The organism is Planosporangium thailandense, from assembly GCF_011947195.1.
GTDB lineage: Bacteria > Actinomycetota > Actinomycetes > Mycobacteriales > Micromonosporaceae > Planosporangium > Planosporangium thailandense.
Genome location: NZ_JAATVY010000013.1, coordinates 146,453 through 161,195 on the forward strand (window position 1 = coordinate 146,453; position 14,743 = coordinate 161,195).

At 71.4% G+C, this 14,743-nt stretch carries 15 protein-coding genes; all 15 read right to left on the reverse strand.

Going from position 1 to position 14,743, the window contains the following annotated elements:
* Nucleotides 1-1,662 carry a flagellar hook-length control protein FliK gene (fliK, locus tag HC031_RS18985; RefSeq protein ID WP_167926685.1) on the reverse strand — a complete coding sequence of 554 codons (1,662 nt, stop codon included), beginning with the start codon at nt 1,660-1,662 and terminating at the stop codon, nt 1-3.
* Nucleotides 1,659-2,708: a transglycosylase SLT domain-containing protein gene (locus tag HC031_RS18990; RefSeq protein WP_167926686.1), complete on the reverse strand. Its 1,050-nt coding sequence runs from the start codon at nt 2,706-2,708 to the stop codon at nt 1,659-1,661. Before HC031_RS18990 ends, fliK begins: the two co-directional genes overlap by 4 nt.
* A complete protein-coding gene (locus HC031_RS18995; protein ID WP_167926687.1) occupies nt 2,705-3,133 on the reverse strand; it encodes a hypothetical protein in 429 nt (142 codons plus the stop codon). The genes HC031_RS18990 and HC031_RS18995 overlap by 4 nt, the downstream gene beginning before the upstream one ends.
* Nucleotides 3,130-4,509, reverse strand: coding sequence for a FliI/YscN family ATPase (locus tag HC031_RS19000; protein WP_338090734.1), 1,380 nt, complete (start codon nt 4,507-4,509; stop codon nt 3,130-3,132). The genes HC031_RS18995 and HC031_RS19000 overlap by 4 nt, the downstream gene beginning before the upstream one ends.
* Nucleotides 4,506-5,168 carry a FliH/SctL family protein gene (locus HC031_RS19005; RefSeq protein ID WP_205862927.1) on the reverse strand — a complete coding sequence of 221 codons (663 nt, stop codon included), beginning with the start codon at nt 5,166-5,168 and terminating at the stop codon, nt 4,506-4,508. The genes HC031_RS19000 and HC031_RS19005 overlap by 4 nt, the downstream gene beginning before the upstream one ends.
* Nucleotides 5,149-6,168: a flagellar motor switch protein FliG gene (gene fliG, locus HC031_RS19010; RefSeq protein WP_338090735.1), complete on the reverse strand. Its 1,020-nt coding sequence runs from the start codon at nt 6,166-6,168 to the stop codon at nt 5,149-5,151. Before fliG ends, HC031_RS19005 begins: the two co-directional genes overlap by 20 nt.
* 2 nt (nt 6,169-6,170) lie before the next feature.
* A complete protein-coding gene (fliF, locus tag HC031_RS19015) occupies nt 6,171-7,787 on the reverse strand; it encodes a flagellar basal-body MS-ring/collar protein FliF (protein WP_167926689.1) in 1,617 nt (538 codons plus the stop codon).
* Nucleotides 7,787-8,119 (reverse strand): flagellar hook-basal body complex protein FliE, encoded by a 333-nt coding sequence (fliE, locus tag HC031_RS19020; protein ID WP_167926690.1) that lies wholly within the window; start codon nt 8,117-8,119, stop codon nt 7,787-7,789. The genes fliF and fliE overlap by 1 nt, the downstream gene beginning before the upstream one ends.
* Nucleotides 8,116-8,538 carry a flagellar basal body rod protein FlgC gene (locus HC031_RS19025; protein WP_167926691.1) on the reverse strand — a complete coding sequence of 141 codons (423 nt, stop codon included), beginning with the start codon at nt 8,536-8,538 and terminating at the stop codon, nt 8,116-8,118. Before HC031_RS19025 ends, fliE begins: the two co-directional genes overlap by 4 nt.
* A gap of 1 nt (nt 8,539) precedes the next feature.
* Nucleotides 8,540-8,890 carry a flagellar basal body rod protein FlgB gene (locus HC031_RS19030; RefSeq protein ID WP_167926692.1) on the reverse strand — a complete coding sequence of 117 codons (351 nt, stop codon included), beginning with the start codon at nt 8,888-8,890 and terminating at the stop codon, nt 8,540-8,542.
* A 164-nt stretch (nt 8,891-9,054) separates the two neighbouring features.
* Entirely contained in the window at nt 9,055-11,235 is a 2,181-nt protein-coding gene (locus HC031_RS19035) for a glycosyltransferase (protein ID WP_167926693.1), read from the reverse strand.
* A gap of 109 nt (nt 11,236-11,344) precedes the next feature.
* The gene (locus tag HC031_RS19040; protein WP_167926694.1) at nt 11,345-11,665 is read right to left on the reverse strand and encodes a hypothetical protein; all 321 of its coding nucleotides are present in this window, start codon (nt 11,663-11,665) and stop codon (nt 11,345-11,347) included.
* A gap of 5 nt (nt 11,666-11,670) precedes the next feature.
* Nucleotides 11,671-12,096: a flagellar export chaperone FliS gene (gene fliS, locus HC031_RS19045; RefSeq protein WP_167926695.1), complete on the reverse strand. Its 426-nt coding sequence runs from the start codon at nt 12,094-12,096 to the stop codon at nt 11,671-11,673.
* Nucleotides 12,097-12,104: 8 nt separating this feature from the next.
* On the reverse strand, nt 12,105-13,436 hold the full coding sequence (gene fliD, locus HC031_RS19050; RefSeq protein ID WP_167926697.1) for a flagellar filament capping protein FliD: 1,332 nt from the start codon (nt 13,434-13,436) through the stop codon (nt 12,105-12,107).
* A 117-nt stretch (nt 13,437-13,553) separates the two neighbouring features.
* On the reverse strand, nt 13,554-14,435 hold the full coding sequence (locus HC031_RS34435; protein WP_167926698.1) for a flagellin N-terminal helical domain-containing protein: 882 nt from the start codon (nt 14,433-14,435) through the stop codon (nt 13,554-13,556).
* Between the last annotated feature and the right edge of the window lie 308 nt (nt 14,436-14,743).

A 14,743-nucleotide genomic window follows, 5' to 3' on the forward strand; every position in this document is an offset into this window, starting at 1 on the left:
TTACACGTGCAGGTCGAGGCCGGTACGGCCGAGGCGCGGGGCGCGTACGCCCACCGGGCTCCGGTAGCGCTGCGGGCGCTCCTCGGGCCTGGCGTCGGTACGGGTACCGGGCTGGTGCCCGCGGGCCTGCTGACCCGCCGCGCCGCCATGGCCTGACGCGCCACGGTCGGGCGCGCCGTGCGACACGTCCAGCGAGCTGGATCCGAAGCCGGACCCCTGCAGCTCCTTGCGTAGCTCGGGAAGTGCCGCGCGCAGCGCCTCCCGGGCGGCGTCGGTCGCGCCGGCGAAGTGCACGTGAATGTCACCGCCGCGAACTTCTGCTGTCACACTGATCGGCCCGAGATCCACCGGGTTGAGGTGGATTGTCAAACGATGTACGCCGTCCGGCCCCTTATGCAGGGGTACGAGGACCTGGGCCAGTTGGGCGGCGTGCGCCGCCGGGGTGGCCGGCGCGGCAGCACCGGTACCGGCGGCCGGCGCGAGCGCCGGGGTCGGGGTGGGTGCGACGGTCGCCGCGGCCGCCGGATACCCGGCGCCATCGGACGGGGCGCCCGGTGTCGGCGCGGTGCCGGCGTCGTCGCCGGAGCGGTGGCGGTCCGCCGCACCGGCGCCGGCCGAGCCGGCCGAGCCGTCCGGCCCGACGGTCGCGGGCTGCTGCGCCGAAGCGCCGGGGTTCGGTGCGGCGGTCGTCGACGGGGTACCGGTGGCCCTGCCGGCCGCCGCAGCGCCGGGAGCCGGCCGTACGCCCGCCGGCTGCGCCGGCCGCGTCGTGGTGGAACCGGTGGTGGTGTCGCCGGTCGGCTGCGCCGCCGGTGCGGCGGCGGTCGATGTCGAACCCGTCGGCGATGTGGTCTGCCCGGTCGCGGTGTCGCCGGTCGGCGCGCCGCCGGTCGGCGCGCCGCCGGTCTGCACGGTGACGGCAGCCGCCGGAGCGGCCGTGGTCGCCGGTGACGTGGCCGTGGTCACCGTCTGACCGGCAACGGTGGTCTGATCGGCAGTGGCGGGCTGACCGCCGGTACCGGCCTGACCCGGGACGACAGCCTGAGCGGCATCACCGGCCCGGCCCGGGATGCCGACCTGAGTGGTGTGGCCGGACGGGACGGCAACGCCGGTCTCGGCTGCCGTGCCGCCCGGGTCGGTTGTCGCCGGCGCGACCGCCGCCGGCGGCTGACCGTCGGATGGCGCGGTGCCCGGGGTCACCCCCGCGGCCTGGCCAGCACCGTCCACGCCGGACACTCCGGACGCACCGGCCACGCTGTGCGCGTCGTTCGCGGTGTCGCCGGACGTCGCGGTCCCCACCGGGCTCGCGGTGGCGACCGTGGCGGCGGCCGCCGTGACTTCGGCGGTGGCATCCGCTGCGGCGCAAGCGCCGTCCGTGGCCTTGTCGTCGGCGTCGTCGTCGGCGACACGGGCCCGGCCCGCTCTACGGGCAGCGTGCCGGCTGTCGGAGATCCGGTCGCTGCCGGCGCCGTCGTCGGCGGTCGCACCGTCGGCGGACCGAGTGCCGGCCGCCGGACCGACAACCCGGTCGCCGGTACGGTCGGCGTCGCCTCCGACCAGTGTGGACAGGACCGCGCCGAAGCTGTCCGGTCCGTTCGACTGGTCGCTGCCGCTACGCACGCGGGGCGGCGTCGCCGGAGCGTACACGGGGAGAACCGTCATGAGGACCCCATTCCTTGCAGGGCGGCCATCGCCGCCTGCACCTTGGGTACGTAAGCCTGGGTCTCCGCGAACGGAGGGATGCCGCCGTACCGGCGCACCGCACCGCCGCCCGCGTTGTAGGCGGCCAGCGCCAACGGCACCGAGCCGAACTGGCGCAGGTTGTTCGACAGCAGCCGGGCGGCGCCGTCGACGGCCTGGGTCGGGTCGAGCGGGTCCACTCCGAGGCCGCGGGCGGTGGACGGCATGAGCTGCATCAGCCCCTGCGCGCCGGCCGGGCTGACCGCGCTCGGGTTGTACCCGGATTCGACCTTCGCCACGGCGGCGAGCAGAGTCGGCGGAAGCCCGTACCGGTTGGCCGTGGTCGTGAAGATGTCGGCGTACGGCACGCCGGCCAGCGCGCCCGCGCCCGACGACGACACGGCCGACAGAGACGCCGCCGACAGCGACATCCCGGCGGTGAGCGCTGCCGGGCGCAGGGCCGGCAGGATGGCGGGCGCGGAGTCGGGCAGGATGCGCCGGATCGCCGTCGGCGTCTCGTACACGTCCTGGACCTTGACCACGTCGCCGGTCTGCGGGGCGGCGATCATCTTGCCGCCGCCGATGTAGATCGCGATGTGATGTACGGGGGAGCCGAACGCGAGCAGATCCCCGGGCTGGGCCTGCGCGAGGCTGGCGACGGGCTGGCCGACCTTCGCCTGGTCGGCGGCGACGCGGGGCAGCTTGATGCCCAGGTCGCCGTAGACCTTCTGCACCAGCCCCGAACAGTCGAGCCCCTTGGCGGGGTCGTTGCTGCCGTACACGTACGGGATGCCCAGGTAACGGCGGGCGTCGGCGACGACCGCGTCACCGGTCATGCCGCCGCTGGCGCTCAGCCCACCCAGCCAGCCGGACTGGGCGGAGTCGAGCGCGCTGGCGAACAGGGCGCCGCTCGCCGTGGTGCCGGCCGCCGTGGTGGTCGCGCTGGTGGTCGCGGCAGTGGTCGGCGCGTCGAGGCCGAGCTGGGACCGGATCTGCTGGATGCGGTCGGAGACGTCGACGAAGCTCATCGCGTGTGGTCCTCTCCGCGGTGGCGGGCAGCGGTGAGATCGTCTGCCTCCAACTGCGCCGCGGTGTTCTCGGCCACCCGCTCGGCTTCGGCGTGACGCTCGCCGAGCCGTTCGACGATGCGGCGGCGGGTGGCGGCCGCCGTCAGGTCGGCGGCACGCTCGTCCACAGTGGCGTTCGCATCGGCGGCCGCGGTGACCGCCATGGACAGTTCGAAGGCCATCGCGTGGCGGGCCCACATGGTGGCCGCGAAGGCCACGCCGCTGGCCGAGTCGGGCCGGGGACGCGCGGCGATCGCCTCGTCCATCCGGCGTACCCGCTCCGCGGCCTCCGCCGCCTCCTGGCGGGCGAGCAGCAGCCGGCCGCGCGCGGAGTTCTCCTGTGCCCGCCGGGCGCGCAGCACGCTGGACAACCGGAAGCCTCTCATGCGTCACCACCGGCCAGCAGGTTGGTGAGCGCGCTCCACGACCGGTCGGCGGGGCACCGCTCGTCGAGGTCCTGGCGCAGGAACGCGTTGATCGCGGGCATCAGCTCGCGGGCCCGGTCGGCGTCCGGGTTGGTACCCGGCAGATACGCGCCGATCTCGACCAGCTCGCGGACGTCGCGGTGGGCGGCGAGCAGGCTGCGCAGCTCGGTGGCGGCGGCGCGCTGTTCCCGGCTGGTGACCGCACCCGACACCCGGGAGATGGACTCCAGGACGTCGATGCTGGGGAAGTGGCCGGCGGTCGCGAGCCGGCGGTCGAGGACCACGTGACCGTCCAGGATGGACCTGGCCGAGTCCGCGATCGGCTCGTTGTGGTCGTCGCCCTCGACGAGCACGGTGTACAGGCCGGTGATGCTGCCGACCTCGCCCGGCCCGGCGCGCTCCAGCAGCCGGGGGAGCAGGGCGAAGACCGACGGCGGGTACCCCCGGGTGGCCGGCGGCTCGCCGACGGACAGGCCGACCTCGCGCTGCGCCATCGCCGCGCGGGTGAGGCTGTCCATCAGCAGCAGCACGTCCCTGCCCTGGTCGCGGAACCACTCGGCGATGCGGGTGGCTACGAAGCAGGCCCGCAGGCGCACCAGCGGGGGCTGGTCGGAGGTGGCGACCACGACCACCGAGCGGGCCAGGCCCTCGGGGCCGAGGTCGTTCTCCAGGAACTCGCGTACCTCGCGGCCACGCTCGCCGACCAGCGCGATCACGCTGATCTCGGCGTCGGTACCGCGGGTGATCATCGATAGCAGGCTGGACTTGCCGACGCCGGAGCCGGCGAAGATGCCCATCCGCTGGCCACGGCCGGCCGGCACGAGGGTGTCGAGCGCGCGTACGCCCAGTGAAAGGGGTTCGGTGACGCGCCCGCGGGCAAGCGCGTTCGGTGCGGGCTGCTCGACGCCGACGACCTCGCCGCCGCACAGCGACGGGCCACCGTCCATCGGGCGGCCGAGCCCGTCGAGTACGCGTCCGCGAAGCTGGTCGCCGACGGCGATCCGCAGCGGGCCGCCGGTGGATACGACCGGACTGCCGGCGCCGATGCCGTCGAGGACGCCCAGCGGCAGGCAGGTCAGCTCGTCGCCGTTCACCGCGACGACCTCCGCCGGCACGACCCCGGCGCCGGCGGTGATGGACAGCAGGTCGCCGACCCGGCCCGGAATGCCGCGGACGGCTACCGAGAGGCCCAGCACCCTGCTGACCTCACCGTAGGCGAGGGGCCGGGCGGCGGCGACGGCGGCGTCGAGCCGCTGCCGCAGCGAATCCGGCAGAGCTGCGTTCGGCAGAGCTGCGTTCGGCGGAGCTGCGTTCGGCAGAGTTACGGTGACGGTCACAGTCCCAGTACCTCCCGTGCCCGGGCGAGCGCCGGCGCGATGCGGGCGTCGATCGTGGTCGCGTCGCACTCGGCCACCGCGTCCCCCGGCTGGAGGCCCGGATCGGCCAGAAGGGTGACAGTGCGCCCTTCTATTTCGACAGGGCCCGGTTGTCCGCCGGTCACCGTCTCGTGATCGGTCGGGTGCAGGCGTACCGTGACCGGACAGCCGGTCGGCGCCAGCGCGAGCGCCCTGGCCAGGGCGTCCCGGCCGGGCTGTTCGGCGCAGGTCAGCTCCCGCCCGAGGACGGCCTCGGCGAGGATGAACGCGGTCTCGACGACGAGGTTCTCCAGGTGGTCGACGACGGGCACCATCCGCTGTTCCAGGTCGGCCACCGCCCGGCTGATCGCGATCAGCGCCTGCTCGACCCGAGCGGACTGGGCCTCAGCCGCGTCCCGCGCCTCCGCCGCGATCTCTCTGCGGACGGCCTCGGCGATCAGTTCGGCCTGCTGGCGGCCCTGCGCCCAGCCGGCGGCGTACCCGGCGGCGTGCGCCTCCGCGCGCAGCCGGCTGGCCACCTCGGTGGGCAGGGTGGGCTGCTCGCGCAGGTCGACGTCGAACCGGGCGGCGGTCACCGCGCGCTGGCCGCGCACGACCGTCTCAGGCCACGAACTCGTCATCGTCACCCCGCCTGATCATGATCTGGCCGGACTCCTCGAGCGCGCGGATGACCTGGACGATCTTGGCCTGGGCCTCCTCGACCTGGCGCAGCCGTACCGCGCCGAGCAGGTCGATCTCTTCGATCAGGTTCTCGGCGGCGCGCTCGGACAGGTTGCGCGTGACCTTCTCGCGTACGTCCTCGCCGACGCCCTTGAGAGCGGTCGCGAGGTCGGCGGTCTCCACCTGGCGCAGCACGAGCTGGACGGCCCGGTCGTCGAGGGTCGTGATGTCCTCGAAGACGAACATCTTGGAACGGACCTCTTCGGCCAGCGCGGGATCGCGGGCGGCCAGGCCCTCCATGATGAGCCGCTCGGTGGCGCGGTCGGAGCGGTTGATGATGTCGACCAGCGGTTGCAGGCCACCGACGGTGGACAGGTCGCTGGGCTGCAGCACCGACGAGAGCTTGCGCTCCAGGGTCTCCTCGACCTGCCGGATGATGTCCGGCGAGGTGCGGTCCATGACCGCGATGCGGTGGGCGACGTCGGCCTGCAGCTCGCCGGCGAGGCCGGAGAGGATCTGCGACGCGATCGTGGCCGGCATGTGCGCGAGGACCAGCGCGATGGTCTGCGGGTGCTCGTCCTGGACGAACGACAGCACCTGGCGCGGGTCCGCCTTCTGCAGGAAGCTGAACGGCATCTCCACGAAGGACGCCGACAGTCGCTCGACCAGCGCCTCGGCGGCTTCCTTGCCGAGGGTGGCCTCCAGCACCTCTTTGGCGAACTGGACGCCGCCCTGGTGGGCGTACCTGTTGGCCAGCGCCATGTTCTGGAATTCGGCGAGCACCGTGTCGGCGGTCTCCGCGTCGATCGTGCCGAGCCGCATGATCTCGGCGCTGATCTCCTCGACCTCGGCCGGGCGCAGCTGGGACAGCACCTTCGCCGACTGCTCCTTGCCCATCTGCACGAGCGTGATCGCGGCCTTCCGGAGGCCAGTCAGGCTGGTAGCGGTATCCGTTGCCACGGTCAGCTCCTCCGATCGGCGAGCCAGCCGCGCAGCACCATCGCGACCTCTTCGGGCTGGTGCTCCACCAGGGCGGTGATCTCCTGCTGGCGCGCCTCACGCTCCGCGACGACGACGTCGTCGTCGGGGCCGCTCGGTGCGATCGCCAGCCGCGCGTCCAGGCCGCCGTCGGCCTCGAGGGCCGCCCGGGCCTCGGCCAGCTCGAGCTCCAGCCGCTCCTCGTTGGCGCGCGCGATCTCGGCCTGCAGGGACCGCAGGCCCTTGTTGCGGCGCCGGGACCGCCACCACGCGATGACGAGGAGGAGCACGATCGCGGCGACGATGCCGCCGGTCTTGAGCATCGAGTACAGCTGGGCCTGCTGTTGGGCCTTGTTCGCGTCGGCGAGCGCCTTGGCGTTCTGGTTGGCCACCGACTTGTCGAACGGCAGCGCCGACACCGCGATGGAGTCACCGCGGGTGGTGTCGAGCCCGACCGCGGACGACACCAACTGCTGGATCTGGCCCTGGTTGCCGGCGTTGGCGGTGGCGCTGTCGAGCATGACCGCCACCGACAGCTTGCGGACCGAGCCCGGTGCGGACTTGCGGACCTCGGTCATCATGCCGACCGCGTTGTTGCGGGTGTCGGTGGACGACGAGTACCCGCTTGACGGGTTGACGCCGGTGGGCACCTGGATGTTGTCCGGGCCGAGGACGCCCGCGCCCGCGGCGCCGCTGCCGGTGTACACCTCGGTCTTGTGGCTCTCCGCCAGCGGCGGCGTGCTCGGGTTGGAGATGTACTGCTGGGTGGTGGTCTGGGTCTGGTCGTAGTCGAGGTCGGCGGTGACCTTGACGGCCGAGTGGCCCGGGCCGACGACCTGGTCGAGCATCTGCTGCAGCGACGTGGTCATGCGCTGCTCGAACGCCAGGGTCTGCTGGGTACGGGAGTCCGTGGCGCCGTCCGTGCCGGCACTGTCGTCGGTGGACAGCACGTGGCCGTCCGCGCCGACCAGGGTGACCCCGTTGGAGTCCAGCCCCGGTACGCTCGCCGCGACGAGGTGGACGATCGCCTGCGCCTGCGCCGAGCTCAGCTTCGCGCTCGGCGCCGTCTGGACCAGCACCGACGCGGTCGGCTTCTGCTGGCTGTCGGCGAAGACGTCCTTGGCCGGGATCGCCAGGTGCACGGCGGCGTTCTGCACGCCGGCCATGGACTTGATCGTCTTGTTCAGCTCGCCTTCGAGGGCCCGCTGGTAGTTGACCTGCTGCATGAAGTCGCTGGTGGTGACGCCCTGCTTGTCCAGCAGCGCGTACCCGGTGTCGGACTGCGCGGGCAGGCCGGCGCCGCTGAGCTTGATGCGCTCGGCGTACACCTGGTCCTGCGGGACCATGATGGTCTGGCCGCCGTTGGTCAGCTGGTACGGCACCCCGTCGGCGGTGAGCTTGTCGACGATCGAGCTCGCGTCGGCGGGTGCCAGGTTGGAGAACAGGGGAGCGTACGTCGGCTGCGCGGCCCAGGTGGCGAAGAAGTAGCCGCCGACGGTCAGGGCGAGCACCGCGAATACGCTCATGGCCTTCTGGCCGGGGGTGAAGGACTGGAAGGTGTCGACGACCCGGCGCAGCACGGCGGTGATCCGGTCGCGCATCAGGCCTGCATCCTCATGATCTCGTTGAACGCGTCGACGGCCTTGTTACGCACGGCGACGGTCAGCTGGGTGGCCAGCGACGCCTGGGTACTGGCGATCATGTACTGGGCCGGGTCCGCGAGGGTGCCGTCGGCCGCCTGCACGGCGAGGTTGTCCGCGTTGGTCTGCACCTGCTGCAACCGCTCCAGACCGTTGCTGAGCGCGGCGCCGAAGTCGACGCCGGATCCGGTCGTCGGTGCCGTCGCCGGCGCCGTCGCAGGCGTGTCGAGCGTGGGGAGCGCCGGGAGTGCCGGCAGGGCGCCGTTGATCGCGCCGATCGGGTCGATGCTCATGAGTTCTTCCCAAGCTGGAGAGCGGCCTCGTAGGCGGTCTTCGCCCGGTCGACGACGGCGAGGTTGGCCTGGTAGCCGCGCTGGGCCATGATCATCTGGGCCATCTGGCTACCGAGATCGATGTCCGGGTATCGGACCATGCCGTTGGCGTCGGCCAGCGGGTTGGTCGGCTCGTACACCTCGCGGCCCTGAGCGTTCCCGCTCAGCACCGTGCCGCCGACCGCGACGCCGGCTCCGTCGCCGGTGTTGGGGTCGACCTGGGCCTGCGCCAGCACGTAGCGGGCCTGGAACGCGGGCCCGCTGGTGGGGCTCGCGTCGTTCATGTTCGAGATGTTGTCGGAGATCGCGTCGAGCCACTTGCGGTACACGGTCAGGCCGGTACCGGCGATGCCGATCGCGCCGAAGGTCGGGAGGGCCATGTCACGCACTTCCCTTGATGACGGTGCCCAGCAGACCGAACTTGCTGTTCATCGCGTTGAGCGCCAGCTGGTACCGCAGGCCGGTGTCGATGCTCGACACCGTCTCCTCGTCGAGGTTGACGTTGTTGCCGTCGGTACGGGTCGGCTCGAGCGATGTCGAGATCTCCGGCGTCACGTCTGCCGGGTTGTCCCCATTGGCTACCGCAGCGCCCAGGGCCTTCTCGAAGGAGACCTTGCGGGCGTGGAAGTTCGGGGTCTCGATGTTTGCGATGTTGTCGGCTATGACGCGTTGTCTCAGACTGAGCCCGGAAAGGGCGGTTTGTAGCGCGACCGACGTGACGTCGTCCAGCATCGGAGGCAGCTCCCTTCGGCGACAGCAAACTCATCGCCGATCCATGGCGACTCAGGCGAGCGCTCCGTGCTCATACGTCTCATCGGCAGCCGGCGTACGGCTTGAACCGGTTTGCGGTTGCCAATGGCGGGTTTGCCGGTTGCCGAACGGGTGCGGGCGTCGGCTCAGGCGACGCTCGCCGGTTCGATGGCCGCCGCGATCGTCGGGGCCAGCCGCCGGAGATCGTCGAGCACCGGCCCGTTCTCGGCGTCCGGCACCGCGTCGAGCGCCTCCTCCAGCAGGGGCATCGCGCGCTCTTCCGAGAACAGTTCGACGGCGATCGCCGCGGCCAGCACCCGGTCACGCGGGGCCCGGGCCGGGCTTGCCGCCAACGCCAGAAGCGTGCAGTGCGCCGCGAACCCGTACTGGCGCAGCCGGGCCGACCACTCCATGGCGCGCATGACGGGCAGCCGCTCGCCCAGCCGGGCCGCGCTGGCGAGGATCATCGGGGCCCGATGCTCCTGCCACAGCGTCTCGTACACCCGGTCGGCGAGGTCCGTGGGGACGTCGCTGGCGGCGAGCAGCAGGCTGCGCAGGGCGTGGCGGGGGAGCAGCGTGGCCAGCTCCTCGATACCGGAGCCGTCGGCTGTGAGGATCTCCGCCATTTTCGGTATGGCTACCGGCAATCGGCCCTTGCGGACGCAGTCCCGGATCCGGTCCGCCGCCTCGTGGTGGCGCTCCAAGCCGGACAGGGCCAGAATCTCGATCTCGGCGGTCCGGCTGTCGTCGACGGCGATCATCATGTCGTCCAACGCGGTTGCCGGGATCGCGGTGACGAGGTCGAGCGCGCCGGCGAAGTCGCCGTCCAGGATGCACAGCCGCGCCTCCAGGTCGTCCGCGGCCGCCGGCGAGCCGCCCGCCTCGCGGAGCTGGGCGACCGCGCTCCGGGCCTCCGCGATCCGGCCCGATCCCAGGTACGCCTCGATCAGCGGCCGCAGGAGGTGCCTGTGGTGCTCGCGCGGGTTGTTCTCCAGCCCCTTCTTGCAGGTCTCGATCGTCGCGTCGACCTGGCCGGCCAACAACTGCGAGCGGGCCAGGTTGACCACGGCCCACGCGCCGTCCTTCTGGTCCTCCACCGCAAGCTGGGACAGTCGCACGTTGCGCTCACCCTTGTTCTTCACCGTGGAGCGCAGGATCGTGTATCCGGAGTGGACGATGTCCACGCCGGGCAGCTCCGGGCCGACGAGCGGGTTCCCGCTGACGGGGTTGACCACCTGCTCGTGGATGCGGCCGGAGTAGGTCACCCGGTTGCGCCGGAAGAACCGGGGCGACAACTGCCGCCCGTACACGCTGGTGCCGTGCCCGGTGATGCTCTGCACCCCGATCACGAAGGCGGACCGGTCGGCGCGCGCGGTGGCCAGCCACTCCCGCGCGGCGGCAGCGTCGCCGGTGATGACCTCGTCCGCGTCGATGCCCAGGATCCACTTGCCGGTGCAGTGCGCCAGCGAGCGGTTGCGGGCGTCGCCGAAGTGGTCGTTCCAGTAGCCCTCGATCACCGTGGCGCCGTGCTCGCGGGCGATGTCGCGGGTCCGGTCGGTGGAGCCGGTGTCGTAGACGACGATCTCGTCGACGAACTCCCACATCGCGGTCAGCGACTCGGCGAGGACGTCCTCCTCGTCCTTGACGATCATGCAGGCGGACACGAGCGGGGCGTCGTCGGCGATGGCGGGCGGCTGCAGCGTGCACTGCTCGGTGCCGACGTGGGCGACCAGCGCACCGTGGGCGATCACCAGCCGGCCCTGGTCGCGCAGTCGGTCGTACGGGAGGTCCGCGGTCGGTCCGCCGGCCCGCTCCAGCGCGTCCCGGCGAATCGCGACGCAGACCGGCCCGAGCCGGTCCACATCGGTGAACCTGCCGGCGTTCTCCTGGCGCCAGTTCCGGGCGTACGCCTTGAAAGCCGGCACGTTCGCCGCCGACTCCTTCGGCACCGTGGCGTGCTGGGGGCCGAGGCTGAGGTGGCAGCGGGGACCGGCGGCGACGACCGCCGGGTCGCCCAGCGCGTCGAGGACCGGGTCGAGCCAGTGCGCGGAGAGCACGACGTCACCGTCGAGCAGCACGACGATCGGGTGGCGCGTCGCGGAGACCCCCGCCGACCAGCGGGCCGTCTGGTCACCGGAGTCGTCGTCGAGCACGGTGAGCCAGGTCTTGCCGCGGAGCAGGTCGCGCAGGTCGGCCCGGTGGGCCGGCAGGACGCAGACGACCTCGTCGCGGAGGCCGAGGGTGGGGCGCAGGGATTCCAGGCACGCGCGGAAGTCGTTGACGCTGCCGCTGGCGGTGACGATGACGGAGACAGGAAGTCGGCTCACGTCGTTCGTATCGGCAGTTTCGGGCCGATTCTGAGAACTACCCAATTCGGACATCGGGCGACTCCGCACGATAAGTCAGATGGCGCGGCAAGTCAGATGGCGCGAGTAGTCAGATGGCGCAGTCGAGGTAGGCCGGCCGGCGGGGCGCCTCGCCGGATTCGATGCGGGACATCATCTCGAGCTGGCGGCGGTTGGCCGTCATCGCGAGCGCCAGGGCCTGCGCGGCGGCGAGCTGCCGGCTGAGGATCTCGTCCGCGCGGGGGCGCAGGTCGAGCGGGAGCGGGCCGATCCCGGCCGGCGGCGACCACGGGTCGACGACGGGGAGGTCACGTGCGCGGTGGTCGTCCGCGAGCATCGCCTCCACCCGGGTCACGTCGGCCTCGAGCGCGTCCAGAGCGGCGGTCCAGGCGTCGCGCCATTCACGGGCCACGGCGGTCACGCGACCCGGGCCGGGGCGGAACCCCCCGCTGAGGCGGCCGCACCTTCGGACTGCGTGGCCAGCAGGGCTTCCCGCCACGCGTCGCGTAGCGGCTCGACCAGGGCACGGCAGGTGGCGGCCACGTCGGCGTCACCCCGTACGTTCGCCTTGATCAGTTCCGTGAGCAGGAACCCGTAGAGCTGCGAGAGGCCGGCCGCACCGTCCCATGCGGTGACGTCCAGACTGCCGCGAAGCTCGGCGACGATGTCCTGGGCGTGCATCAGCCGCGCCGAGCCGGTCTGCCGGTCACCGGCGCGCAGCGCCTCCTCCGCCTGAGCCAGGTCGACCACGAGCCGGTCGTACAGCATCACCAGGAGCTGTCCCGGGGAGGCCGTGGTGACCGACTGGGCCAGGTAGCGGGCGCGAAGTGCGGGATTCGTCATCAGGTTCCTCAGCCGCCCGCCGTCGGCAGGCCGGCGATCTGGCCAGCCAGCCAGGTGGACTGGTTCTTCAGGGTGCCGAGCGCGGTCTCCATGTTGGCGAACTGCGTCTGCAGCGCCTTCTGCTGGACCGCCAGGCGGGTGTCCCAGTCGCTGATCCGCTTGTTGAGCTCGGTGATCTGGTTCTGGCCGGACTGGATCGCGGTGGTCAGGGTGCCGGTGCCGTAGTGCGTCGCACCGTCGGCGATGCTGTTCATGGTCTTGGCCAGGCCGGTCGACACCGCGTTCTGCACCGCCGACGGGTCGGCGTTGTACGCGACGAGGAACTTGTCGCGGTCGAAGGTCAGCGTGCCGTCCTTGGTGAGCTCGACGCCGAACTGCTTGTAGCTGCCGTAGCCGGACAGACCGTTGCTGACCGCGGACAGGATTTTGCCCTGCAACTGCCGGACGGTGAAGTCGCCGGTCAGCGGCCCGCCGGTCTTGGTGCTCGCGTTGTACGAGGTGTACTGGTTGATCTGGGCGAGCGCGGCGTTGGCGGCGTCGACCAGGGCCTGCATCTTGTCGGCGACCGCGTCCTGGTCGCTGGTCACGTCCACGGTCGCACCGGTCGTGAGCTTCGACACGGTCAGCGTGACGTTCGGGAGCACGTTGCCGAAGGTGTTGGTGGGGCTGGAGATGGCATACGCGCCAGCGGTCCCGCTGCCGACGACGATCGTCGCGTCGGAGGCCGCGGTGATGTTCGTCGTGGCCGAAGCGAGCCCGGCGATGCTGAAGGAGTTCGCCGCTCCGGTGCTGTTGCCGCTGAACTGCAGGACCGTGCCCGACGTGGTCGTGACGACGGACGCGGTCACGCCGAGCTTCGCCGCGTTGATCGCTTTGGCCACGCCATCGGCGGTGTCGTCGGTGATGTCGAGATGGGTCGTTTTGCCGGCGGCCGTGACATCCAGGCCGGAACCGGTGGTCACCGGTCCGGACGAGGATACGCTCGCGGTGGTCACCTGCGCCTTGGCCAGTGAGGTCACGTCGAACGTGAAGCTGCCGGCGGTCGCGCCGGTCGTCGCCGTGGCGGTCACCGACGTGTCCGACGAGGTCGCCTTGACCGCCTGCCAGGTCGGGTTGACCGGGGTCAGCGAGTTCGGGGGAGTGAACGCCTGTGCCGCGGTCATCAGCGTGGACATCTTGGTGTTGACCGTCTGGTACGCCGAGATGACCAGGTTCTCCTGGGAGACCTGCTTCTTCAGGTTCGCCTGTGGCTGTGCCGCGAGTTGCATGAGCTGGGCGATGACCTGCGACGTGTTCATGCCGCTGATGAGGCCGTCGATGGGCCCGACACCGGATGTCATGCTGCTCCCTTCCTCCCGACTGCGCGTACGGTTTCGTGCGTAGATGCCCGTCAGGGGTGGTCAGCGGTCCCGCTGACCACCCCTGACGGATGTGAAGTTGTTGTTCAGTTAGCTCGATCAGCCAAGGAGCTTCAGCACGCTCTGGCTGGCCGAGTTGGCCTGCGAGAGCATCGCCGTACCGGCCTGCTGCAGGATCTGCATCTTCGTGAAGTTCGTCATCTCCTGGGCCATGTCGGTGTCGGTGATGGCCGACTTCGACGCGGACAGGTTCTCGATCGCCACGTTGATGTTGTTGATCGTGTGCTCGAACCGGTTCTGGTAAGCACCCAGGGTCGCCCGGACCGTGGACACGTTCTGGATGGCCGTGTCCAGCTGGTCGATGGCGGAGATGGCACCGGTGGTGCTCGTCAGGCTCAGGCCCGAGGTCCCCAGACCAGTGGAGTCGAAGCCGGTGATCGCCGTGGCGGTGGAGGACGCCGCGGTCAGACCGCTGAGCGCGCCGGAGCTGGTCAGGTCGACGCCGATGGTCGAGCCCGTGCCAGCGCCCGAGTCCACCTGGAACACACCGGTGTACGAGCCGCTCAGCAGCGCCTGGCTGCCGAACTTGGTGGTCTGCGAGATCCGGTCCAGCTCCTGGTTGAGCTGCTGGAACTCGGTGTCGGCCGCCGCCTGGGCGGTGGTGTCCTGCGAACCGCCGTTGGAGGCCTGGACCGCGAGGTCCCGCATGCGCTGCAGGATCGACTCGGTCTCGTTCAGGGCGCCGTCGGCGATCTGAACGATGTTGACGCCGTCCTGGGCGTTACGCGCCGCCACCTGCAGGCCGCCGATCTGCGACTGCAGGCCCTGGCTGATCGCCAGGCCGGCCGCGTCGTCGGCCGCCTTGTTGATCCGGAGACCGGACGACAGGCGCTGCAGCGAGTTCTGCATCGACTTGTCGGTCTGCCCCAGGTTGCGGTAGGCGTTCATCGCAGCAATGTTGGTGTTGATGCGAAGACTCACGGGTTTTCCTCCTTGAGTTGAGTCTCGTAGCCGGTCCGTCCATGGCCCGGTCTGACTGTCCTATCGGCGCTCGGGTGTGGCACCTGAGCATTTGGCCGACTTTTTTCACGCCGTCGGGATCGCCGTCGCGGACCGCCGGCGCAGCGGGCGCCGGCGGGTTCCGTCAGGCGGAGTGCGCGACGGGCATGCCCAGCTGGCTGGTCATCTCCAGGCGGGTGCGCAGGTCGCCGCGGGCGGCGATGGCCGAGTAGTAGGCCTCGCGGCGGCGGGCCACACAGCCGCCGGGTCGTTCGGGGATGTCGACGAGC